Annotated in this window: 21 protein-coding genes, 2 tRNA genes and 1 CRISPR repeat array (1 of these 24 running past the window's edge); of the genes, 15 read left to right on the top strand and 8 right to left on the bottom strand. The window is 69.2% G+C overall.

All coding sequences use genetic code 11. The annotated features are described in order from the left end of the window. Positions 1-42: a CRISPR direct-repeat array (repeat unit 29 nt; unit sequence GTCCTCATCAGCCCTACGAGGGTTCGCAA) (it extends 121 nt beyond the left edge of the window). A 238-nt stretch (positions 43-280) separates the two neighbouring features. After that, entirely contained in the window at positions 281-2,023 is a 1,743-nt protein-coding gene (locus ACFYY8_RS11785; RefSeq protein WP_390039764.1) for a hypothetical protein, read from the top strand. Between the two features lie 50 nt (positions 2,024-2,073). On the opposite strand, the gene ACFYY8_RS11780 is transcribed toward ACFYY8_RS11785, so the two are convergent. Then, positions 2,074-2,433, bottom strand: coding sequence for a transposase (locus ACFYY8_RS11780; RefSeq protein WP_390039762.1), 360 nt, complete (start codon positions 2,431-2,433; stop codon positions 2,074-2,076). Positions 2,434-2,621: 188 nt separating this feature from the next. Here ACFYY8_RS11780 and ACFYY8_RS11775 point away from each other — a divergent pair, with 188 nt between their 5' ends. Next, positions 2,622-2,948, top strand: coding sequence for a hypothetical protein (locus ACFYY8_RS11775; protein ID WP_390039760.1), 327 nt, complete (start codon positions 2,622-2,624; stop codon positions 2,946-2,948). A gap of 512 nt (positions 2,949-3,460) precedes the next feature. Here ACFYY8_RS11775 and ACFYY8_RS11770 read toward each other — a convergent pair. Then, on the bottom strand, positions 3,461-4,375 hold the full coding sequence (locus ACFYY8_RS11770) for a hypothetical protein (protein WP_390039758.1): 915 nt from the start codon (positions 4,373-4,375) through the stop codon (positions 3,461-3,463). A gap of 658 nt (positions 4,376-5,033) precedes the next feature. Here ACFYY8_RS11770 and ACFYY8_RS11765 point away from each other — a divergent pair. Beyond that, complete coding sequence (locus ACFYY8_RS11765; protein WP_390039756.1) at positions 5,034-6,080, top strand: methyltransferase; 1,047 nt, start codon at positions 5,034-5,036, stop codon at positions 6,078-6,080. A gap of 342 nt (positions 6,081-6,422) precedes the next feature. On the opposite strand, the gene ACFYY8_RS11760 is transcribed toward ACFYY8_RS11765, so the two are convergent. The 3 genes from ACFYY8_RS11760 to ACFYY8_RS11750 form a co-directional block, all read right to left on the bottom strand. Beyond that, complete coding sequence (locus ACFYY8_RS11760) at positions 6,423-7,184, bottom strand: class I SAM-dependent methyltransferase (protein WP_390039754.1); 762 nt, start codon at positions 7,182-7,184, stop codon at positions 6,423-6,425. Between the two features lie 131 nt (positions 7,185-7,315). Then, the gene (locus tag ACFYY8_RS11755) at positions 7,316-8,011 is read right to left on the bottom strand and encodes a hypothetical protein (protein WP_390039752.1); all 696 of its coding nucleotides are present in this window, start codon (positions 8,009-8,011) and stop codon (positions 7,316-7,318) included. A 73-nt stretch (positions 8,012-8,084) separates the two neighbouring features. Next, the gene (locus ACFYY8_RS11750; protein ID WP_390039750.1) at positions 8,085-8,990 is read right to left on the bottom strand and encodes a hypothetical protein; all 906 of its coding nucleotides are present in this window, start codon (positions 8,988-8,990) and stop codon (positions 8,085-8,087) included. Positions 8,991-9,136: 146 nt separating this feature from the next. Between ACFYY8_RS11750 and ACFYY8_RS11745 the strand changes: the two genes are divergently transcribed. The 4 genes from ACFYY8_RS11745 to ACFYY8_RS11730 all read left to right on the top strand — a co-directional run bounded on the left by ACFYY8_RS11745 (position 9,137) and on the right by ACFYY8_RS11730 (position 12,662). Next, a complete protein-coding gene (locus ACFYY8_RS11745) occupies positions 9,137-9,721 on the top strand; it encodes a hypothetical protein (protein WP_390039748.1) in 585 nt (194 codons plus the stop codon). 170 nt (positions 9,722-9,891) lie between these two features. Next, positions 9,892-10,188, top strand: a complete 297-nt coding sequence (locus tag ACFYY8_RS11740; protein WP_390039746.1) for a heavy-metal-associated domain-containing protein — start codon at positions 9,892-9,894, stop codon at positions 10,186-10,188. 250 nt (positions 10,189-10,438) lie between these two features. Then, a complete protein-coding gene (locus tag ACFYY8_RS11735; protein ID WP_390039744.1) occupies positions 10,439-11,866 on the top strand; it encodes an MFS transporter in 1,428 nt (475 codons plus the stop codon). A gap of 145 nt (positions 11,867-12,011) precedes the next feature. Then, positions 12,012-12,662 carry a hypothetical protein gene (locus ACFYY8_RS11730; RefSeq protein ID WP_390039742.1) on the top strand — a complete coding sequence of 217 codons (651 nt, stop codon included), beginning with the start codon at positions 12,012-12,014 and terminating at the stop codon, positions 12,660-12,662. Between the two features lie 81 nt (positions 12,663-12,743). On the opposite strand, the gene ACFYY8_RS11725 is transcribed toward ACFYY8_RS11730, so the two are convergent. Then, positions 12,744-13,529: an alpha/beta fold hydrolase gene (locus ACFYY8_RS11725; protein ID WP_390039740.1), complete on the bottom strand. Its 786-nt coding sequence runs from the start codon at positions 13,527-13,529 to the stop codon at positions 12,744-12,746. Between the two features lie 234 nt (positions 13,530-13,763). Between ACFYY8_RS11725 and ACFYY8_RS11720 the strand changes: the two genes are divergently transcribed. Continuing rightward, positions 13,764-14,708 (top strand): ribose-phosphate diphosphokinase, encoded by a 945-nt coding sequence (locus ACFYY8_RS11720; RefSeq protein ID WP_390039738.1) that lies wholly within the window; start codon positions 13,764-13,766, stop codon positions 14,706-14,708. 426 nt (positions 14,709-15,134) lie between these two features. Here ACFYY8_RS11720 and ACFYY8_RS11715 read toward each other — a convergent pair whose 3' ends face one another. Continuing rightward, a complete protein-coding gene (locus ACFYY8_RS11715) occupies positions 15,135-15,446 on the bottom strand; it encodes a hypothetical protein (RefSeq protein WP_390039736.1) in 312 nt (103 codons plus the stop codon). 40 nt (positions 15,447-15,486) lie between these two features. On the opposite strand from ACFYY8_RS11715, the gene ACFYY8_RS11710 reads away from it, so the two are divergent. Next, on the top strand, positions 15,487-18,744 hold the full coding sequence (locus tag ACFYY8_RS11710) for a BTAD domain-containing putative transcriptional regulator (RefSeq protein WP_390039734.1): 3,258 nt from the start codon (positions 15,487-15,489) through the stop codon (positions 18,742-18,744). Between the two features lie 6 nt (positions 18,745-18,750). Here the strand turns inward: ACFYY8_RS11710 and ACFYY8_RS11705 are convergent, their stop codons facing one another. Continuing rightward, on the bottom strand, positions 18,751-19,404 hold the full coding sequence (locus ACFYY8_RS11705; RefSeq protein ID WP_390039733.1) for a hemerythrin domain-containing protein: 654 nt from the start codon (positions 19,402-19,404) through the stop codon (positions 18,751-18,753). A gap of 202 nt (positions 19,405-19,606) precedes the next feature. Here ACFYY8_RS11705 and ACFYY8_RS11700 point away from each other — a divergent pair. The 6 genes from ACFYY8_RS11700 to ACFYY8_RS11675 all read left to right on the top strand — a co-directional run bounded on the left by ACFYY8_RS11700 (position 19,607) and on the right by ACFYY8_RS11675 (position 22,688). Then, a tRNA-Thr gene (locus tag ACFYY8_RS11700) sits at positions 19,607-19,679 on the top strand. 200 nt (positions 19,680-19,879) lie between these two features. Then, positions 19,880-19,953 (top strand) — tRNA-Met (locus ACFYY8_RS11695). A gap of 73 nt (positions 19,954-20,026) precedes the next feature. Further along, positions 20,027-20,191, top strand: coding sequence for a 50S ribosomal protein L33 (rpmG, locus tag ACFYY8_RS11690; RefSeq protein ID WP_036325591.1), 165 nt, complete (start codon positions 20,027-20,029; stop codon positions 20,189-20,191). 230 nt (positions 20,192-20,421) lie between these two features. Continuing rightward, entirely contained in the window at positions 20,422-20,868 is a 447-nt protein-coding gene (locus ACFYY8_RS11685) for a MaoC family dehydratase N-terminal domain-containing protein (protein WP_352010781.1), read from the top strand. Then, positions 20,868-21,296 (top strand): MaoC family dehydratase, encoded by a 429-nt coding sequence (locus ACFYY8_RS11680; protein WP_352010780.1) that lies wholly within the window; start codon positions 20,868-20,870, stop codon positions 21,294-21,296. The genes ACFYY8_RS11685 and ACFYY8_RS11680 overlap by 1 nt, the downstream gene beginning before the upstream one ends. Before the next feature lie 102 nt (positions 21,297-21,398). After that, a complete protein-coding gene (locus tag ACFYY8_RS11675) occupies positions 21,399-22,688 on the top strand; it encodes a hypothetical protein (RefSeq protein WP_390039732.1) in 1,290 nt (429 codons plus the stop codon). The last annotated feature ends 9 nt before the right edge of the window (positions 22,689-22,697 follow it).

Below are 22,697 nucleotides of genomic sequence, written 5' to 3'. Positions count from 1 at the left end.
CCCGTGCGTCCTCGTCCTCATCAGCCCTACGAGGGTTCGCAATAGCTGGATCGAGGCCACTTCCGGGAGGCCCTGCATGTCCTAGGGCGTGTTTAGAACGCTGTCGCGTTGATCGTGCCACGCCGGGATGATCTCGGTGTGACGCGTGGGGATCTCACCGATGAACAGTGGGCTGTGTTGAACTTCTGCTACCGGTATCGACGGCGGAGCGGCCAGCAGCCTCACGACAGCGCTGGACTTTCCCGTAGGGCTGTCACAGCGCGGACCTATGCTCGTCGCCATGTCGATATCGGCCACCCCCGCATCCCTGTCCTATGCCGACGCCGACGCCCGCCTGAGCGGCGCGTTGTCCGCCGCGTTCGAGAGTGAAGGAGAGTCGTCCGACTATGACAGCGTGCTGTTCTTCGACGGCGATCTCGCGGTCGACGGGGACTTCCTGGACGCCGTCAATGCCCTGCGAAGCGGGGACGACGAGGACGACGTCGAGCTGATCGTGATCACCGGCAATCTGACGGTCAACGGCCCGATCGCGCTCTATGAGGACCAGCCCGGACTCTACGTCGGCGGTCGCACCGAGGCCGAGACCCTGGAGGCCGGCGACTGCGAGATCTACATCCACGACGGCGCCTTCACGCACCTCGTCTACGGCTATTACAACCACGGCCGGCTACGGACCGGGACCGTCGAGACCCCTTGGGTGATCGACTTCGAACACGCCATGGACGTGCACGCCGTCGGCGGGCGCTGGGTGGACAACTTCGGCGACGCCAAGAACGCCGACTACGCCAAGCCGGGCATCGTCGAGGCGTTCGTGCCCGAGGTCGTCGACGCGGAGGACCGCTGTCTGGACGTCGATGCGTTCCTGGACCGGCTGCGGGCCGGGCTGCCGGTTCTGCGGCCCGGAGCCCGGACGGCGGCCGAGTCGGCCGAAGCCGACATGTCCCGGTCCCGGGCCGACCGAGTGGAGCACCTCGACCTGACCGATCGCAACCTCAAGGAGTTTCCCGCCGAGGTGCTCCAGATGCCGTGGCTTCGTACCCTGATCCTGGACGGCAACCCGATCGGCGAACTGCCCGAGGCGCTCGGGATGCTCACCCGGCTGGAGCACCTGTCGGTGCGCAACTGCGAGCTGACCGCCCTGCCGGAATCGATCGGCGACCTGGCCGCGCTCCGGGTGCTGTGCGTCGCCAGCAACCGGGACACGGACCTGGACACGGTCGAGTTCACCCTGCCGGCCGCCATCGGCCGGCTCACCGCCCTGGAGGAACTCGACATCTCCTACCTGTCCGTTTCCGTCGATACGGAGTCGGGGTCGGAGTGGGACCTGCCGGAGGTGACGCGGTTCGTCCTGCCGGACGCCTTCGGCGACCTGGTCGCGCTGCGCAAGCTGGTCGCCGACGGGACCGACGTCGTGTTCCCCGACTCCGCACACGGGCTGGCCGCCGTCGAGGAGGTGTCCATAACCGGCGGGAGCCACTACTTCCTGCGGACCTTCCCCGAGGCCGTCACCACCTTCCCGAACCTGCGCCGGCTCGACCTGAGCGGCAACTACTTCGACACCGTCCCCGACAGCCTGCTGCGGTTGACCCGCCTCGAAGAGCTCGACCTCGGCGACAGCCTCGGTCTGTTGCGCGACCCGCTGCCCGATCTCGGCCGCCTGCCCGCGCTGCGGGTCCTCGGCTTCGGCGGACACAGCCGCCGTGCTAGCACGCCCCTGCCGTCGCACGATTTCCTGCGGGAGCTGTTCGCCATGGAGCTGCCCCGACTGGAGGAGCTCCGGATCAGCCGGTGGCAGCGGAACACCAAGCGCCTCAAGCTCAAGCCCGAGCACTTCACCGGGATCGGGACGTTTCGTCGGCTGCGGATCGTCGACCTGAGGTTCAATCAGCTCAACGACCTGCCGGCGGATTTCGACACGCTCCCCGATCTGACGGTGGCCAACTTGTACGGCAACCTGTTCCCAGGGGCGGTCCGCGACCGGATCACCGCCGCACACCCGACCGCCCAGATCGACTTCGAGTAGGCGTTCGAGGTCGGCATGGCCGGCATGACAGCGGAGCCGGTCGCCGGGGATCACAGCCACTCACCAATCGCCGCGATCTGTACGGTGGCCAGGTAGCGGACGGCGAGCTTGTCGTATCGGGTGGCCACGGCCCGGTACCGCTTGAGCCGGTTGATCCCGCACTCCACGGCGTGCCGCAGCTTGTAGTCCTCCCGGCCGAATACCGGCGGTCGACCGCCGGCGCTGCCGCGACGTTTCCGCCCGGCAATCTGATCACGGCGCTCCGGGATCGTGGCCCGGATGCCCCGACGTCGCAGGTAGACGCGGTTGGCCTTCGAGCAGTACGCCTTGTCGGCCCGCACCCGATCCGGGCGCCGGTCGGCCCGTTGCCGCCACCGGCAACAACGGCTGCAGCACCGCCCACTGCGCATCACTTACGTCCCCACGCGCCACACCGAGATCATCCCGGTGTAGCGCGATCAACGCGACAGGGTTCTAAGACACGCCCTGGAACGCATGTGCGGCTGTCGGGCGAATATGCTGGGAAGCAAGAGGTCTTTCATTGGATTATCGAGCAAGGTGGAAATATTAATCATCGCCTTTTCGGAACGTTCGGGAGGTGGCAGTGGCGCATCCAAGGCAAGAAGAGCTACTGGCAGCCTTGCCCGTTGAGCTCAGGGATCAGTCAGCAGACCTTTCTGATGTGGGCTCCACCGAGTATGCCTTCCCGGCGGCTTGCCTAGAACAGGTATTCCGCATTCTCTTTGCTGCGGGTTTCGTGATCCTGGGCGGAGATCTCTGGCGTAAGACCGAATACCGGTTTGAGCCAGCTTTTCAGGGATGGTATGTGGAAGGCGCTGGCGATGATCCGGAAGCGGACTGGAGTCAATTCCTTCGCGTCATTCCCGATGGAGTAGAATATTTCGTCACTTTTGTTGTCCAGTAGGCGAGATGCGAAGTGCGGCGAAGGTGACATCTTTCTGATCTTCGGAGCCTGCACGAGCGGTTAGGTCAGCAGGCGCTTGCCTTGGATGAGGTTAGGTCCTGCTGCAGAGCGGTCGTCGAGACCCGGCCATGCCAAATGTGTGCCGAAATCGCTCCTTGGGAGGCATCGCTGCTGGTCAGAGTATTTCTGCGCTGGGACTGTAAAACGTCGGCTTGTCCTACGCAGGTTTGATTCCTGCACCTGTCACCAGCAAAAACGGCAGCTCAGAGCCCTGCGAGGGGCTCTTTCGCTTTCGGTGACACGTGGCCAGGAGCAGCCGCGTGTCACCGCTCCACCAGTATGAGTTCAGTGATCTTTAAGGCGTTTTCCCAGGTCGCGCCGGGATTTTCGGGTGGCTCGGAATGATGGGACGGGTGATCGCGTCGATCAGACCACCTGGCGTGCGGGGCCAGATCGCGCACCGTCATGGGTGCCGGGGCTCGCATCCGCGCCGCTGAGCTCACCGAAGACCGCTATTCGATCTCGCCGAGGTCGAAGGCGACGTCGGCGAGGCGGACCGTCCGTACCTCCGGGTCGTCGAGAAGCTTGCGCAGGTCGGCAAGTTTCCAGCGGTCGACGACGAGCCCGTGCACGACGCCCGCCCTGGCCGTCTCGGCGAGCCACCAGTGGTCCAGTTCGAACGCGCTGAGGTCGTCCTCCTCGTCAAGCAGACTGACCCACCTGCGGAACTCCACCAGTGCCGCCTCGGGCTCGGTCTCGCACTGATAGCTGAAATCCGCCCGGACGTAGCCCTCGGTCATGTTGCGGTTCCAGACGACCGCGTTCAACGGGGGATCGCTGCTGGAGTCGTCGTGGTAGGGGGCCGGGGAGTAGATGTAGGAGACGTCCGCCCCTCCGCAGAGTTTGTGCCTGCGGTTGAAGGCGACGAGCCGCTCGGTGGTCATCGAGTGTGCGAACTCCACGACCGCGACGGCGTCGAGCGTCTGAGGGAGCCCGTCGATGGTCTCGCGGGCCTTTTCGGTCACCTCCCTGTCGACGCCGGGATCCTCGCCTACGGAGGCGATCACGTCGCCCAGGTTGCCGGACGGCCCGTCGAGGAAGGAGGCCCGGACGGTGCCGAACAGGTTCTCCACGATTTCGTACCTCGTCGAGCGCTCGTCGCGACCGGCCTGGCGCGTCTCCCCCCACAGCGTGTAGGTCGTCTCCAGCAATCCCTTGTTGCCGTAGGCGTGCGACAGGCGCTTGTCCGGGTTCGCGACACGGGCGGCCGTGCCGTACACCTGGGTCATCCGCTCGTCGGAGTCGACGAACACCCACAGAACCCGGTCGACCGCGCTGAAGGCCAGGAACAGCGCCGCGGTGACGGCCAGGACCTTGGCGAGGGATCTGCCCACGTACGCCCAGTTGGGCTCCCCCACGTTCATCACCGTGCGCTCCTGCGATCTAGATCAAATCGGGTACGGCGCACCATATCGCCCGAAACCGGTTTGGGCCGGGGGATCAGGCGAAGGCTCGGTACAACGGGTCGGCCGAAACGGCCGCCTGCCGGGATCGACCGCCAAGATCGCACGCCCACTGAAGGCCTCCGAGGGTTCCGGAGCCCTGGTCGTACGGCTTGCGCGTCGTCTATCCGCCTGTCGGCCACGTCCTTCTGCCCGTCGGGCGACCGCTCCGCCGCACTCGCTCCGGAGAAGACGTCCGTCCTGGCCGGTGCCGTACTCGGCGATGTGTTCTCGGAGAACCTCGACCAGCGTCGACGGGATCGGCACCGGCCGTACGTCGGCTCGGCCCCCGCTTCAAGAGTGGCGCGGTGCTGGGCGATCCTGCGGTCGCACTCGGCGATCTGGTGGCGGGAGGGATCCGTCGTTCGCCGCAGCGCAGAACCGGCCGGCCGGGGCGGCGGGACGGTGACCCGCGTGACACTATGCTCACTCGCGGTGCAGCCGTATATCGCCCCCCGGACCAATGGTTGAAGATCCGGTAGGCCCATAGGCTCGAACGAGGTCCCACACCGCAGCATCGGCGGACAGCGTGCTCCGTCGCGTCGGCGAAGAACACGCAGATCCCACCAAGGGAGGCACCTCGATGGAAGGCCGCCACGAACAGGACAGCGCGACCGCCGACGGCCAAACGTCGGCGTCCTTCCTGATCGACGAAGCACTCATGTTCTATTACCCGGCCGCACTGCGGGCCGTGGCCGCGACCGGCGTGGCGGATCATCTCGCGGACGGTCCGCGTACCGTCGAAGACCTGGCCCGGCGTACGGGTGTCAACCCGCAGAGCCTGTACCGGGCCCTGCGGGTGTCGGCGACCCGCGGGATCTTCGAGGAGTTGGACGACGGCCGGTTCCGCCTCACCCCTGCGGGGGACGCGCTGCGTACGGACGCGCCCCTGTCAGCGCGGTCGGCCGTACTGATGCTCACGGACCAGTCGATGTGGCGGCCCGCCGGCGAGATGGAACGCTGCCTGCAGCAGGGCGGCCCGGCGTTCGACGACATCTTCGGCATGCCGTTCTTCGACCATTTCGCACAAGATCAGGCGACGGCGGCCGTCTTCCACCATGGGATGGCGGCCATGTCCGCCCAGGAGAACGCGCCGATCGCCGCGGCCTGCGAATTCCCCGACTCGGGAGTCGTCGTCGACGTCGGCGGCGGCCAGGGCGGGCTGCTGCTGGCGGTGCTGGGCCGGAGGGACGGCCTGCGAGGTGTGCTCTTCGACGCCGAGCACGTCCTGCGAGACCACCTGCTGGACGTGGCGGAGACCGGTGGCCGTTGGGAACTGGCCGTGGGGGACTTCTTCACCGAGGTCCCCAAAGGGGACGTCTACCTGCTGAAGCGCATCCTGCACGACTGGGAGGACGACCAGTGCGTGACCATTCTGCGCAACTGTCATACGGCGATGCGTCCGGGCGGGCGGATCCTGGTCATCGACGCGGTCGTTCCGCCCGGCAACGCCCCGCACCAGGCGAAGCTCGTCGACCTTCTGCTGATGGCCTCTCTCGTCGGTCGTGAGCGCACGGCGCAGGAGTTCTCGCAGCTTTTCGAGGCGGCCGGTCTGCGACTGTCCCGCGTCGTCCCCACCGGTACCGTCCTGTCCGTCGTGGAGGCGACTCCGAAGGACCCGGACGGCTGATCCCGGCCCGCGCCGAGCCTCCGGCGAACGGGCGAGGAATCCTGTGCCGCGGGAGGTCTCCGCCTGGCCGTCCGCCGTCACCGCCCCGCGGGGTCGAGCCGGTCTGCCCGAGCGACGACGTCAACGGGCACCGGCGCGCGCTCCAGGCGACTCCGTCGTACGGCCGGGAGGCGGTCGGTCCGTCTCCCGCCAGGCGGGAGCGGCAGGCGGGCTCCTCCCGAGTCCGCACGCCGTGGGGAGGAGGCAGCGCCCGAAGCGTTCCGGGTCGTCTCAGGCCTCAACGCGTGAGGTCACGGCCGTTCGAGGGCCGGGCCGGTCTCGGTGGGCCCACCTTCGGGGAGGTCACGGACGGGTGGCCACCAGCAGATCGACCACGTAGGTCTCCTCCAGGGTCTCGTCGGGGAAGGCGTCGCGCAGGCGTCGACGCTCCTCGGTGAGGAAGGCGTGGGCCGCGGCCTGGTCGAGGACGAGGAACGCCGAGCGGCTGCCGATGTTGGCGAGGTGTGTGTCGAAGGAGACCGTTCGCTGCCAGCGGACCAGCCGGCGGACGACCCGTAGCCCGGTCAGACCGGTGAGCCGGATGGCCTCGCTGTCGTCGGGACGTGTCACGGGGTGCGGGGGCACTCCGCAGTGATGCGCGATGCGCTCGTCCTGGGCGCGGATCCACGGGACATCGAAGGCGTTGGTGTTCCACCACAGGGCGAGCGAGCCACCCGGGCGCAGGACGCGCAGTGCTTCCGGGACAGAGCGCTCGATATCGGTCCACTGCCAGGACTGCGCGTACGTGATGAGGTCGTGAGAGGAGTCGGCCAGCGGCAGGGCGTTGCCGTCGCCCCGGACGATCGGCACGTCAGGGAGCACCCGGCGGAACTCGGCGACCATCGCCTCGCCGGGCTCGACGGAGATCACGTCGGCGCCCCGTTCACGCAGAAGCCTGGTCGCGATTCCGGTTCCCGCGCCGATGTCCGCGACACGGGCACCCGCCAGTGAACGGCCCAGCGATTCCTCAACGACGTCAAAGAGCGCGGGAGGGTACGAAGGACGGCTCGCCTCGTACTGGGCGGCTGCCGCGTTGAACGAATGAGCGCGTGATTCGGTGGTCATCTCCTCATTGTCGTTATCCGGTTCATGCCGACGATCGTTTTCGGTCGAGCCGCGAGTGGTGGAAATGTCGCCGATCGCACGGTGAAAATTGGTGGAGAGAATTCACTTTTCGGGGAACCGTGGTGGGCCGTTCACGACGCGCTTCCGGAACCGACGGGCATACGCCTCAGCCGGGCCGCGCCGACGGCGTTGAGACCTACGCCCCAGATGAGGAGGACGGCGGCCCACTGCAGCCATGCCAGAGGGGTCATCTGGCCGGAAAGCAGGTTCCGGGCGGTGGCGTACGGTGCCAGCCAACCTTGGGCGGGACTGGTGCGCAGCACCAGCCACAGGCCCATCGGCAACACGATGGTGCCGAGGCAGGCGACCACGGGTGACCGTAGTAACAGGCCCAGTGCCGTACCCGTCAGCTGGGCCACGACCTGCACCAGCACGCCGCCCAGGACGAGGGTCTCCACGTTGAGCCAAGGGTTCACGCCGGGGGCGGCCGGAGCGAGGGTGAGGGCCAGGGCGCAGGTCAGGGCCCCGAACACGCCGAAGGCGGCGGCCAGGAGGGTCGCCGCCAGCAGGGTCGGGGCGAGCCGTGCCGTACGAGGCGCTCTGCGCAGGTCGTGGGAGAGCAGTACGCCCAGGAACGGCACCGTGATCGACATCAGGCTCTGCGCCGCCTCCGTGAGAGCGGCGAACGTCCGGCCTGCGGGCGGTGCCGTGCTCATGCCCACGGCCGCCGCCGCGCCCGCCAGCAGGGTGATCGCGACCAGCCGGCGGCGGTGCCGTGTTCCGACGGAGCGCCGGAGCGCGTCGCCCAAACCGTTGTCAGCGTTCACTGGACATTCCCTCCAAAATTCGCCCCGTCCACTTTTTATGGCATATATCGCGCGATTGTTGAAGACATAGGCATTAATCCGGATAGCCCAGATCGAAGGCGGCGTCGGTCAGGTGGGCCGTTCTCACCTCCGGGTCGTCGAGGAGTTCACGGAGGGCCGCGAGTTTCCAGCGGTCGAGGAGGAGGGCGTGCACGACGCCTTCCTCGGCCGCTCCGGTCAACTGGTACGGCGTGAGCCCGAATTCGCGGAGGTCGTCCGTTTCGCGGAGCAGCTCGGTCCATCGGCGGAACTCGGCCAGCGCTGTCGCGGGTTCGGCCTCACACCGGTAGGTGGGGCTGTCGCCGGGGAGCATGCCGCGGTTCCAGACGATCGCGTTCGTCCGGGGCACGAAGGAGGAGTCGTCGTAGAAGGACGGGTCGTAGACGTAGGAGACGTCCGCTCCCGCGCAGATCCGGTGTTTCCGGTTGAAGGCGATGAGCTGTTCGGTGGTCATCGCGTGGGTGAACTCCACGACCGCGACGGTTTCGAGCGTCTTCGGGAGGGCGTCCACGGTCTTGCGGGTCTTCTCGGCGAGCGCGTCGTCGGCGCCGGGATTCCTCTCCACGGCGGTGATCGCGTCTCCCAGGGCGCCGGAGGGGCCGGAGAGGGAGGGGGCTCGTACGGTGCCGAACAGGTTCTCCGTGATCTCGTACTCCTGTCGGGGCTGGTCATGACCGGCCCGGCGGCGTTCCCCGGTCAACGTGTAGGTCGCGCCCAGCAGCCTTCCACCGTCGCTGTAGCCGTCCGACAGGCGTTTGTCGGGGTTCGCGACACGGGCGACCGTGCCGTACACCTGGGCCAGTCGTTCGTCGTCGAGGTCGACGTATCTCGCCAGGAGCCCTTCGGCCGCGTTGAACGCCAGGAACAGCATGACGCTGACGCCCATGACCTTGAGGAGGGACCTGGCCGCGTACGCCCAGTCGGGCTCTCTCGTGTTCATCGCCACGCTCCGGTGATCTAGCTCAAGGAGCACCATAGCCACCCAGATGAAGAAATATGGTGAAATTTCGTCGAAAGGTGCTCGTAATAGAGAGCCTCCGGCTGGAACGGGAGATTTTCCGATCGGCACCTGGCCATGATTGTGGGATGAATTCCCTCAGGGTCGTTTTCGCGGTTGCCATGGCCGGAGCGTTTCTCACCTCCTGTGGTTCGGCGCCGACCTCCTCCGCTCAGGCGAAGAGCGGCGTGACGGCCACGCCGACGGGAAGCGCCACCGGCGAAAGCCTTTATCCCCCCGGCTTCGATCCCGGTGCCTACACGCCGCCGGACGACTGGCAGGAGGCCTGCAAAAAGAACTACACCGCTTTCGCCGTCCCCCTGCTCGCCGGATGGAACGCGATCCGGGGCCTTGTCGAGAATTCGGAGTATTCCTCCTACCACTCCGGGTCACTCAAGGTGATCCACGAAATGCTCACCGAGCCCGCGCAGCGGAAGGTCCTGAAAGCCTGCCTGCGGGCCGATCCGGTGGTCGGGGGCCGGTTCGAGCACGGTGTGGCGGCCCTCGGGGAGGTCGTGGACATCGTCTGCCGGGGGGAGGAGGCGCGGTCGTGCGGGAGGTGGGAGCTGACGGCGGACGAGCGGGCCGTGCTGGGCAGGAGCATCCCGAGGGTGCTCGCCGCGCTCCCACCGAAACGCCAGGAGGGAAGCGCGAACGTCTCCGGCCAGGGCTGACGCGACCGGGACCGCCGGTGTGGCCGGCGTCCCGCTCCTTTCGCCCGGTGCGCCCCGATCAGGTTCCTTCGCCCGGAAGATTCGTCGCCACACTTGGAAATAGAACCCCTGGGGGGTATGTTGATGCCACACGACGACATACCCCCCGTGGGTAATGAGAGGAGAGGTCCATGTGCACTGCGTGCGCGTGCGGCACCCAGAACGGCGACTCCGCGCAGGCGGTGACCGGTGGCGCCGAGGCGGCTGAGGCGAACGTCTACACGGTCAGCGGCATGACCTGCGGCCACTGCGTCTCGTCGGTCTCCGCCGAGATCGGCAAGGTCGGCGGCGTGACCGACGTCCGGGTCGACCTGTCCAGCGGCGCGGTCACCGTCAGTGGAGCGGGCTTCTCCGACGAGGAGATCCGCGTGGCGGTCGAGCAGGCGGGTTACGCGCTGGCCACCGCCTCGCCCGTCGGCGCCGCCTAGAAGGCACCCCCTGGGGGTAGCGAACGCGACCTGTGGGCGGTGCCGTACAGGGGGCGGCGTTCTCCAGGAAACAAGGCGCCGCCCGGGAACAGGCCGCCCAAGGACAAGAACCAGAATCAGCTGCCCGATAACAGGTGGTGGGCGTGCATTGGCGTGCACGCCCACCGCGGGGCCGGTCGAGTCGAATCACACCCAATCCCCACCCCCATCCTGCCTCGTCGGCGGGAATGCGAGAAATCAGGAGTGCGGCATGAATGCCGTCAATCCACGCAGGTGGCAGGCACTCATCGTGCTCGCCGCCGCGCAGTTCATGGTCATCATGGACACCTCGATCATCGGTGTCGCCCTGCCCGACATGCAGCGCGACCTCGGCTTCTCCCCGGGCGGTCTGCAGTGGGTCTTCAACGCCTACGTCATCGCCTTCGGCGGCCTGCTGCTCCTCGGCGGGCGGCTGTCCGACCTGCTCGGCGCCCGTAAGGTCTTCACCACCGGCTGGATCATTCTGATCGCCGGATCGGTCGTCGCCGCGGCGGCGAGCACCGCCTGGGTCGAGATCCTCGGCCGCGGCATCCAGGGAGTCGGCGGAGCGCTCATCGCCCCCGCCTCGATGACCCTGCTCATGATGCTCTTCGGGCACAACCCCCGTGAGCTGGGAAAGGCCATGGCCCTGTACGGCGCGGCCGCCCCGGCGGGAGGAACGGCGGGGGTGTTCCTCGGCGGCGTCATCACCGAGTACCTGAGCTGGCCGTGGGTCTTCATCGTCTACGTGCCCATCGGCCTGGCCACCCTGGCGGCCGTGCCCGCGCTGCTTCCCTCCGTCCAGGGCAGACGCGGTTCGGTCGACGTGCTGGGCGCTGTCTCCGTGACAGCGGGAATCGCCCTGGCGGTCTACGCCATCGTGCGGGCCCCCGAGCAGGGCTGGACCTCGGCGGCGACGGTGCTTGAGTTCGCCGGAGCGCTCGCGCTGCTGGCGCTGTTCCTGGTGGTCCAGCGCACCGTTCGCGAACCCCTCATGCCGCTGGCCGTCTGGCGCACCCCGGGCCTGGCCACCGCGAACCTCGCGATGACGCTGCTCGGCGCGGCCTGGATCCCGATGTGGTACTTCCTCAACCTCTACCTTCAGCAGGTCCTCGGCTACGGCGCGTTCCCCAGCGGCGCAGCGCTGCTGCCGATGACCGTCGCGATCATGATCTTCATGATCGGCATCACCGCCCGGCTGCTCGGCCGGTTCGGCGCCAAGCCGCTCATCGTCATCGGCCTCGCGGTCATGGCGGCGGGTGTCGGAGGCCTGTCCCTCGCCCGGTCGGACGGCGTGTTCGCCGTGGACGTCCTGCCCGCCTCCCTGATCGCGGCCGTGGGAATGTCCCTGGCGTACATCCCGGCGATGATGTCGGCCATGTCAGGGGTGGGGCCGCAGGAGAGCGGACTGGCCTCGGGCATCGTCAACACCACCTACCAGATCGGTTCGGCGATCGGCCTGGCGGCCATGACCGCGATCGCCACCTCCCGGCCGGTCGAACCGGGTGACCTCGCCGGTCTCACCGACGGTTTCCAGGGCGCCTTCGTCGGCGCGGGAACGGTGGCCGCCGTGGGAGCCGTCCTCGCCCTGCTGCTCATCCGCAGACCGAAGCGGGTGGCCGAGGGCACGGGTGGGGAAAAGGAGACGGCCCACGCGTGAGACGGCTTCGGGGGTCCGCTTCGGCGGGCCCTCGAATCGTCGTTCCAGCCGTGGACCGGCCAGGCGATCCCGGTTCCAGGGGACGATCCGGCACGTCTCGCCGTATGCGATAGAAGTAGGAAGCATGGCCACAGAACATTCGCCCGTGAAACTCGTGAGGCTCGGCGTGAGCGTCCGGACGGGGGTGATGTTCGGCGCGGTGTTCGGGGCGGTGACCTCCCTGGTCAACGCGACCTCCAACCACTACGCGGACCTCGAAAGCCGGGCTGCCACGACCAGCGGGGCGTCGGCCATCGAGATCGCGAGCGTGATGATCGACTCCGGGTGGGCCTGGGCGGGACTGGCTGTCGCCATGGGATGGCTGGCGGCCCGCACCATGGAGGGCGGCCCCGGGGAGAGGATTCCCAGGCCGCTCGTCCGGGGGGCCGTCACCGGGGCCGTGGCGCTGCTCGCGGCCACGGCGGCCTACGCCTTCGTGGACACCGTCTGGAGAGGTGAACCGCTGCTCTCCTGGTATCTCTCCGAATCGCCCATATGGTGGGTGGCCGGTGTCGTCCTCGGGGCGCCCCTGGGGGCCGTGGGCGCCTGCGCCGTACGGCCGGGAGTGATCGGTCTTCTCGCGAGGACGGTCGTGCCGGTCGGGGCGGCCGTGCAGATGGTCGTGCTTCCTCCGGGCAGGAACGAGCGGATCACGACCATCGGTCAGACGGTCGTGTGGACGCTCGCCGTCCTGTTCGTCGGCTTCGTCGGCGTCCGCTTCCTCAGCGGACGCCGTTCCGCACCACCGGTCCCGTAGCCCGAGTGAACGCCCGGGGCATCGGCGAAGCCACGCCGGGTGCCGACCGTCCCTGCGCCGGGAGGCCTGGCGAACCGGGACTCAGCGAAGGAACTCCAGGAGCACCGGGGCGATGGCCTCGGGGGCGGGGCCGTGGCCCTGGCCGGGAAGGACGCGGCGGGCCGCGTTGGGCAGGGCCACGGCCACCGCGTCGGCGGCCTCGGGGAGACCGGGGAAGGTCTGGTCACCGGAGTAGACCACCGTCGGCACGGTGACCGAGGACCAGCGACCGGCCCAGTCGGGGTCGACGTTGATCTCGTGGACGCCGGCGAGGTCGTAGACGAGCGTCGGGGCGACGGAGACCATCTCCGCCCAGCCGGGAGACTGGGCCATCCCGTCGACGACCTCGGCCGGAACCCCGATGACCGAGGTCAGGTTGTAACGCATCGCCTCGTCGTTCTCACCCTTGGCCAGCAGGGCGCGCAGCGCGGCCAGGTGCTCGGTGTGGTCGGCACCGGCGAACAGCGGTGGTTCGTAGAGCGCCAGCGCGGTGACGCCGATCCCGGCCTCCGCGGCGGCCAGGGCCACGGTGGCTCCTGAGGAACTGCTGTAGAGGGTGGCGGTCCCTCCGACGGCCTTGACCAGCGCGGCGAGATCCTCGACCTCGCGCTCAAGCGCCCACGGCGCGGTGTCACCGGAGCGCCCACGGCCGCGCCGGTCGTAGTCGACGGCGGTGAAGCCCTCGGCGGCGAGCAACCGCGCGACCTGGCCGGTGTTGTGGTCGATGGCACGGTGCTGGGTGGCGCCGCCGACGAAGACGACGGCGGGTCCGTCACCGTATCGGTCATAGTCGATGACCGTGCCGTCCTGAGAGATGACTGTGCTCAAGATCCTGTCTCGATTCGTGAGGTCGGGTGAAGGGCGCGTGAGCGCGCCGCCGTCGCGGCCCAGAGTAGGGGCGGGGACCGACAACTCTCGGTCCCTCCCTCGGTGACCAGGTCGACATCCAGGCGTTCTCGCCTGGTGAAGGCGCCAACGGAGTGGGGGTAAGTCCGATTTGATAGCACATGTAACATGCGTCTCGCCTGACCGATTCAGCACCAGTCCGAGCGAGGAGCGGCTGTGCGAGACATCACCGTGTTCAGCGGAAGCGCCCACCCTGAACTGGCGGAGGAGATCTGCTCCCACCTGGGGACACCGCTGCATCCGGTAAGGATCAAACGGTTCGCCAACGACTGTCTTGAGGTGCAGTTGCAGGCCAACTGCCGGGAACGGGACGTGTTCCTGATCCAGCCGCTCGTCCCGCCGGTTCAGGAGAACCTGGTCGAGCTGCTGCTGATGCTGGACGCCGCGAGAGGGGCGTCGGCGGCCAGGACGACCGTGGTGATGCCGCACTTCTCCTACGCGCGCTCCGACAAGAAGGACGCCCCGCGCATCTCGATCGGGGCGCGGCTGGTCGCCGACATCCTGGCGACCGCGGGCGCCGACCGGGTGCTCACCATGACCCTGCACTCCCCGCAGGTGCACGGCTTCTTCAGCGTGCCGGTCGACCACCTGCACGCCCTGCGTGAGCTGGCCGCCCACTTCCGGCAGTACGACCTGTCCAACACCGTCGTCGTCTCTCCCGACCTGGGCAATGCCAAGGAGGCCGCGGCCTTCGCCCGGTTGCTGGGCACCGAGGTCGCGATGGGGGCCAAGCAGCGCTTCAGCGACGACCGGGTCACGATCGGCTCGGTGATCGGCGACGTCGCCGGCAAGGACGTCATCGTCCTGGACGACGAGATCGCCAAGGGCACGACCGTGATCGAACTGCTCGACCGGCTCCGCGAGCGGGACGTCAGGTCGGTGCGGATCGCCTGTACCCACGGGGTGTTCGCCGCCGGGGCCCTCGACAGGCTGGGGGAGCAGCCGGAGGTCGAGGAGATCGTCTGCACCAACACCGTCCCGCTTCCCGAGCTCAAGCCGGACTCCAAGCTCCGCGTCCTGTCGATCGCCCCCGTGCTCGCCGAGGCCATGCGCCGCATCCACGACGGCGAGTCGGTCAGCGCCCTGTTCGACGCCTCCTGAAACCCGGAGTCGCCGTACGGGAAGACGTCGTACGGGAAAGGCGTCTTTCCCGTACGGGGAGCCATTACGAGAATGCGGTCCTTCTGGTTTCCCGGCTTCTCGAAAACGGCGTTCACAAAGAGGTCGGAAACCAGAACGCCCACGAGGACCGCGTTCTCGCGTCCATGATTTTCTCCAGGTCACGGGTTGACGTCGAAGCGCGTTCTTGTGCCCTTCTTCCCGGCCTCCCAGGATGAGGTCCCGCAGCCCCTCCGACACGCCGGAAGGGACGACAGCGACACAGACCGTGGAAATTCCGGACGGGCGGCGGGGACGTGGCCGATGGATCCGGTCCATTCCGAGGCCGGTCTCGTCGTACGGCACCCGCCGATCGGCAGGGTGCGGGGGAGGGGTTCGTCCCGGACGGCGAACTCACGCTCAAGAGGGTCATCCGCCGAGCGCGTCCCACAGGGTGGCGAACTCCTCCTCGGTCAGCGGGTTCAGGCCGAAGTCGTCGGGATAGAGCGGGCCCTCGGCCAGGAAACCGTGTTCGTCGGAGATGTGCCGCCACGAGTACCGGCGGGCGACGCCGTCGGAGCCGAGTTCGGCGTGCCTGACGGGCCAGTACTCGCCGCCGTCGTCGATGACGGCCTCGAACAGCCACACGTGGCCGTCACCGTCCCTGCCGTACCAGTACCAGTGCCGCCGGTCGCTCTCGTCGAGCGCCCGGATCGCCGCCCTGCGTGGTTCTTGGGACATCGTGCTCCTTTGCGTAATGTGAAATACGCTACTTTCCGTTATGTTGCGTGTTCTTGGTCCGCTCCAGGCGGAGATCAACGGTCGTCCTGCGGACCTGGGCGCCTTCCGGCAGCGGGCCGTACTGGCTCGGCTGGTCGCCGCGGGCGGCCACGTGGTCTCGACAGATCGTTTCATCGACGACCTCTGGCGCGGACAACCCCCGCCCAAGGCGCTGGCCGCGCTCCAGGTGTACGTGTCCAACCTGCGACGGACCCTCGAACCCGACCGGCGGCCCCGCACCCCCGCGACCGTGCTGGTCAGCGCCGCGCCCGGCTACCGGCTGCGGCTCGAACCCGAACTGGTCGACGCCTGGGCCTTCGCCGCGACGGTCGAGGAGGCCACCGCGGCGCTCGCCGGAGACGAGGCGGCGCGGGCGCTCGACCTGCTGGACCGGGCGCTGGCGCTGTGGCAGGGACAGGCCTACGCCGAGTTCGCCGACCAGGAGTGGGCCGTAACCGAGGCCGCGCGCCTCGACGACCTGCGGCTGGCCGCCGTCGAACACCGCGCCGAGGCGCTGCTCGCCCTCGGCCGCAACGCCGAGGTGCGGCTCGAACAGCACGTCCGCGCCCACCCGCTCAGGGAGAACGCCGTACGGCTGCTCGCCCTGGCCCACTACCGGGCGGGGCGGCAGGCGGACGCGCTGGCCGCGATCAGGAGGGCTCGCGAGACCCTCGCCGAGGAGCTCGGCGTCGATCCCGGCCCCGAACTGCGCGCCCTGGAGAGCGACATCCTCACCCACGCGGCCCGGCTGCGCTCGGCCGTACCCGAACGTCCCCTGCCGTCCCCACGCCCGGGGCCGTCCGAGGAACCGGCCGTCGAGATGGTCGGCCGTACGGCGGAGCTGGCCGCGCTCGACGCCGTCGCCGACGGCCGTGGGCCGCGCACGGTCTGGATGGGAGGGGAGGCGGGCGCGGGCAAGAGCACGCTCGCCAACGCCTTCGCCCGGCGCCTGGCGGCGAGGGGATGGCTGACCGTCACCGGGCGGTGCCCGGAGACCGACGGCGGGGCGCCGCCCGCCTGGGCGTGGAGCGAGGCCCTGCGCGCCCTGGCCGCCGTCCGCCCGCCCCAGGAGGACCTCGCCGTACGGCTGGCGCCCCTGCTGGCCGACGACACCCCGGCGACCGACCGGTTCCGGCTCGCCATGGCGGCCGAGGACTACCTGACGCGCGTCGTGACCGGGCGGACCCGGCTGCTGGTCGTGCTTGAGGACGTCCACCGCGCCGACACCGAGACGCTGCGCCTGCTGCGCCACCTGGCCGTACGGCTCGCGACCGTGGAGATCATGGTGCTGGCCACCTACCGGAGCGCCGAGACGACCGACGACCTTGAGGCGACCTGGGCGGCCCTGGCCGGGCGGGAGACCCACCGGCTCGCCCTGGACGGCCTGGACGTCGCGGACGTGGCCACGCTGCTGCGGGAACGCTCGGGACGCGACGTCGATCCGGAGACCGTCCGCGCGGTCGCCGAACGGACCGGGGGCAACCCGCTCTTCGTCTCCGAGACGGCCAGGCTGATCGGCACGGACGGCACGGGAGCCGCCCTGGCCCTGCCGCCCGGGGTACGGGACCTGATCAGGCGCAGGATCGCCAGGCTGCCCGCGACCGCGCGGACCACGCTGCGGGACGCGGCGGTCGTCGGCAGGGACGTGGACGTGGACGTGCTGCTCGCGCTCGAAGGGTCCGACGAGGACACCGTGCTCGAAGGGCTGGAGGCGGGCGTCATGACGGGGCTGCTGACCGAGCCGGCCCCCGGGCGGGTGCGCTTCGCCCACGTCCTGGTCCGCGAGACGCTCTACGAGGACACGCCGGGGCTGCGCCGTACCCGGTTGCACGGCAGGGTCCTCGGGGCGCTCGAACGGGTCAGGCCGGGTGACGTCCCGGCCCTGGGACACCACGCGCTGGCCGCCTCGACCCCGGCCACGGCCGGGCGGGCGGTGCCGTACGTGGTGGCGGCGGCGCGGCGGGCGGCGGACCTGCACGCCCACAGGGAGGCGGGGGCCCTCTATCGGGGCGCCCTCGGCCTCGTCGAGGACGACCGGGAACGACTGGACCTGCTGTGCGGCCTGGTGGGCGCCGAGGCGCACGTGGGCGACGTGCTGGCCGCCAGGGCGGGCCGGCGGCGGGCCATCGAGGTGGCGCGGCGGCTCGGCACGGGGCTCACCCGGGCGCTGACCGCCTACGACGCGCCGGTGACCTGGTCGATCCAGCCGGCCCGGCGGGTGGACGAGGAGTTCGTCGCCGCCGTCGAGGAGGCCCTGACCGGCGAGAACGACGACGAGACCCGCTGCAGGCTGCTGGCCACGCTCACCTTCGAGCTCGAAGGGCACCGGGAGGAGGAGTGCGAGGTCCACAGCGCCGAGGCGCTGCGCCTGGCCAGGGAGTCGGGCCGCGCCGAACTGGTCTGCCTGGCGCTCAACGCGCGCTACTTCGTCCTGCTGACGCCGCACCGGCGGGCCGAGCTCGAAGCGGTCGGGCGGGAGCTGGTGGAGCTCGGCGGGCGCGCCGGGCTGCCCGGATACCGGATGCAGGGTCACCACGCGCTCTTCATGGTGAGCCTGGGCCGCAACGACCTGGCCGCCGCCCGTCACCACGCCGACCGGGCTCTCGAACACTCGACCACCGGCCAGCTCGGGCTGGCGCTGAGCGTGCTGGCGATGCTGGACGCCCTGGTCCTGCTGGTCCGGGGCGACTTCGCCGCCGCCGAGCTCTCCTACACGCGTACGGCGGAGCGGATGGCGGCGGCCGGGGGGCCGCACGCCCTGGCCATCGGAGTCTTCGGCCGGTTCGTGACCCGCCTGGCCGGTGGGCTGCCCCAGGACGTCGAGGAGATCAGGGCCGTTCACGAGCTGATCCCGCACGACGCCTCGGAGCTGCTGGCCGCGGCGCTGGTGGCCGAGGGAAGGCACGAGGAGGCCAGGGCGGTCTGGGAGCCGTACTGGCGGGCCAGGCAGGACTACTACTGGCTGATCCGGTTGACGCTGCGGGCCCGTAACGCCGTGGCCCTGGGCGATCGGGAGGTCGCCCGGCGGTGTTACGAGGACCTGCTGCCGTGGGACGACGAACTGGCCGGGCTGTCGTCGGGCTCGGTGACCCTGGGGCCGGTCGCGCACGTCCTCGGGGACCTCGCGGAGCTCCTCGGCGGGGACGGGGCAGGCCATTACGCCAGGGCCGTACGGGTCGCGGAACGGGTCGGTTCCCCGCACTGGGCGCGCGAGGCGGACCGAGCCCTGGCATCGGCGGCCTCGGAGCGCGAGGACTGAGAGCGCTCAGCCGTCCGCGAGGGGGCCGTAGATCAGCCTCTTGCGGCGGCGGTGGCCGCCGCGCAGCAGGGAGAGCAGCACCGTCAGCGCGGGACCCGCCATCCTGCGCAGCCGGACCAGCTCCTCGGGCCTGGCGTACTCCTCGATCCTGGGCAGCTCGGTCCTGATGTCACCGCCCTTGCGGACGGCCTTCTCGACCTTCTCCCAGTCGGCGACGGACACGTACTTCATGATGATCGGGAAGAGCAGTCGTTCCTCCTCCTCGATGTGCTCGTCGAGCATGTCGGCGAGCCTGGTGAGCAGGGCCGCGAGGCGGGAGGCGTCCCCGGTCGAGACGGTCGAGACGAAGGCGGCGACCTGGCCGACGACCTCCGCGAGCAGCGGGTCGAGTTCCGAGTGGTCGTCGCTCAGGTCCCGAAGGTCGACCTCGGCCCCCGCGGACCGTTCGATGACGGGCCAGAGCACCTCGTCCTCCGACACGTGATGGTGGTGGATGCCCGCGCACAGCCGGGTGACGTAGGCGCCGATGGCCGCCGCGCGTGCCACGTCGGCCGTCTGCCTTCCCTCGGCCAGCTCGGAGGCGAGTACGGCAAGGCGGCGGGTCTCCCCTCGCATGGCGCGATGGGTGATCTGGAAACCCAGCAGTTCGGGGGTCGTCACGGCTCTCTCCTCGTGGTGTGTCTCGTGGTGAGACCACGATGCGAGAGGCCGCTTATGTGGCACTTGGTGGCCACTTGGCGTGGGCGCTGGCCCCGGTCCCGTGATGATCCGGATTGATTTCGCATCACGCCGCCGAGCCGTGTATGGTTACACCTGTCCGCAGCGACGAGGCGAGGAAAAAGCGCCAAGTCAGAGTGGACAGGCCCCTTTAGCTCAGTCGGCAGAGCGTCTCCATGGTAAGGAGAAGGTCTACGGTTCGATTCCGTAAAGGGGCTCGACAGCCTCCAGGCCCTGACCAATCGGTTGGGGCTTTCGGCTTGGGTGGACGTTGAGGCCCACCGCAAGACGCTCAAGAACCCGGCGAGTGGACGGGGCATAACCGGGGAAACCCGGAAGATGGCCCTGACCTGCGCAAGTACGCAGTCAGTCCACAGGTCGGGTATCCTTGCGGGGGCCGTCACTCAGATGGCTCCAAGGCGGAGTAGCTCAGTCAGGCAGAGCAAACGGCTCATAATCGTTGTGTCGCCGGTTCAAGTCCGGCCTCCGCTACTACCCTCCCGGTCTCCCTTACGGGGTGCCGGTGCGGGTTGTCCCAGTCCCGAACGTAGAAAGGCACTCCCAAGTGGCTGCCACCGACGTTAGGCCGAAGATCACGCTGGCCTGCCAGGAGTGCAAGCACCGCAACTACATCACGCGGAAGAACCGGCGCAACGACCCGGATCGGCTTGAGCTGAAGAAGTACTGCCCCAACTGCAAGACGCACCGGGCGCACCGCGAGACCCGCTAGTTCTCGCGAGGACTCCCGCATCTCGTCCGGGAGACGGCTGCCTCGGTAGCACCCGCAAACTCAACGCGAACCGGCGTCCTCTTCGAGGGCGCCGGTTTGTCGCGTTCGCACAGCTTTCCTGCCCGGGCGTTGACCATGACCGACAGCCGCGCGAGGGCCGGGGAGGGCTACGGTTTCCTGGTGGCCGTACCGGCGGCCCCCAACCAGCTCGATATCCGTAAAGGAGCACGATGGCTCTGAACCGCGATTTCGTCGGGCGGGCGTCCACGCCCTCTCCGCCCTACGAGGTCAGCCGTGTGAAGATCAGGGAGTTCGCGGCGGCGATCGGGGACGACAACCCGGTCTACCGGGACGCCGAGGCCGCGCGGGCCGTCGGTCACCCGGACGTGATCGCCCCGCCGACCTTCCCCATCGTGTTCAGCCTGGCGGGCGGCTCGATCCTGGCCGACCCTGAGCTGGGGCTCAACTTCGCCATGGTCGTCCACGGCGAGCAGCGTTTCGAGTACCAGCGGCCGATCCACGCCGGTGACGAGCTGGTCACCGTCTCGACGGTGACCGACATCCGCAGCGTGGGCCGCAACGAGCTCATCACCGTCAGGAGCGACGTCTCCACGGTCGAGGGCGAGCCGGTCTGCACGACCTACAACACCATCGTCGAGCGCGGAGGGGCGGGCTGATGGCCGCGACGGTCAAGTACGACGACGTCGAGACGGGGCAGGAGATCCCCGCCGTCGACTATCCGGTCCGCCGCGTCAACCTGGTGATGTACGCCGGGGCCTCCGGCGACTTCAACCCCATCCACTGGAACGAGCGCTTCGCCAAGGCCGTCGGCCTGCCCGACGTCATCGCGCACGGCATGTTCACCATGGCCCAGGGCGGCCGGTTCGTCACCGACTGGGCGGGCGACCCCGGTGCCGTCGTCGACTACGGCGTGCGCTTCTCCTCCATGGTGGTCGTCCCGGACGACGAGCAGGGGGCGGTCATCACGGTGAGCGGCCTCATCGAGCAGAAGCTTGAGGACAAGCGCGTGGTGGTCGCGCTGACCGCCCGTTCCGCCGACTCCCGGGTGCTCTCCAAGGCCCGCGCGGTGGTCCAGCTGGCCTGACGGTACGGCTCCCCCGGGCCCCGGGGTCCGGGGACGGAGCACCGTGCCCGGCGGGATTTGTTTCGCCTGATTTCTCCTTCCGTGCGTGGGTAGCGTCCTGGAATGAGCGAAGTACCACCTCACGTGACCGCTCTCGCCGAGCGGTGGGTCAGGGCCAGGACCGGTGACGATCTCGCGGGGGCGGAGACGCTGCGCGGGGAGATCGAGGCCGAGGGCTGGCTCGTCCGCGTTCTCGGCGAGGGTTTCGACCTGGTTCCCCGGCCGTCCTTCGAGGTGTGGCCGACGGTCAGCGCCGTACCAGCACCCAAAAAGCCGATAAATCAGGAAAATGCCGAGAAGTCGGGAAAAGCGGGCCGGGTGACCGGCACCGTACCGCTTGAGGAGGGGACCTCAGAGGCCGAGAGGGTGCGGGAGGCCGCAGCGCCCGGCGCCCGCCCGGAACGGCTCGGTGACCTGGAGGCCGAGCGGGTGGCCGGGACTCAGGCCGCTCCCGCCCAGGAGCCCGAGGGCGTCGAACTCACCGGCAGGGCCGGGAAGAACCGTGGGCCGGGGAACGCCTCCGGGACCGGTGGCCGCGACAGGACCGGGGAGGACCGCGGGGACCCCGAGCGGATGATCGAATCCCAGCTGCTGTGGGACGCCAGCCTGTCGGTCTCCCGGCTGGACGAGGAGGTCACCCCGGTCGCGCCGGAGGAGCCGGTCGCGCCGCCGAGCGTGACGGTCGCGCTCGTGGTGGACGGCTGGCCGGAGGACCTGCTTGAGTGCGTCCGGGCCGTGGTCGCCCGTACCGAGGCCAGGATCATCGCCCTCGATCTGGGCAACGTCGACGGGGCCGGCGAGGTCCTTGAGGAACTGGTCGAGGAGTACCCCCACCGGGTCGAGGCCTGGCACGTGGCCGAGATCGCGCACTGGCGGGGAGGCACGGCGGGGTGGGGCGAGAGCCGTACGAAACTGCTGGGACTCGACGGCTCGGACGTGCACGTGGTGATGGAGACCTCCACCATCCTGGACGGCGACGCGATCACCCCCCTGGTCAAGGTGCTTGAGGACGACGTGGTCGCGGCCGGCTGGAAGGGCGTCGACCCGGGGGAGGACGGCCACGACTGGCACGAGGCGGGGCCCGGGGAGGTCAAGGGGGTGCTCGGCCACCTGTTCGCCGTACGGCGTGACGCCGCGCTCGCGGCGGGTGGTTTCTCCCGTGACGCGCGTTACTACCGCAACGCCGACCTGGAGTTCTCCCTGCTGCTGCCCGGCACGGTCGTCGCCCTCGACCGGGACCTGCCCGTCCACCAGGAACGGCACCGCGGCTATCACGACGTCGATCCCGCCTACCGGGACAGGGAGTCGCGCAGGACCTACGACCGGGTGCTCGGCCTGCTCCGCTCCACATAGCCCGGCTCC

Origin of the sequence: Streptosporangium sp. NPDC001559, assembly GCF_042893955.1 — a bacterium.
Lineage (GTDB): Bacteria > Actinomycetota > Actinomycetes > Streptosporangiales > Streptosporangiaceae > Streptosporangium.
Note: the sequence above shows the minus strand (reverse complement) of the source record. Positions and strands in the feature narration are given on the sequence as shown.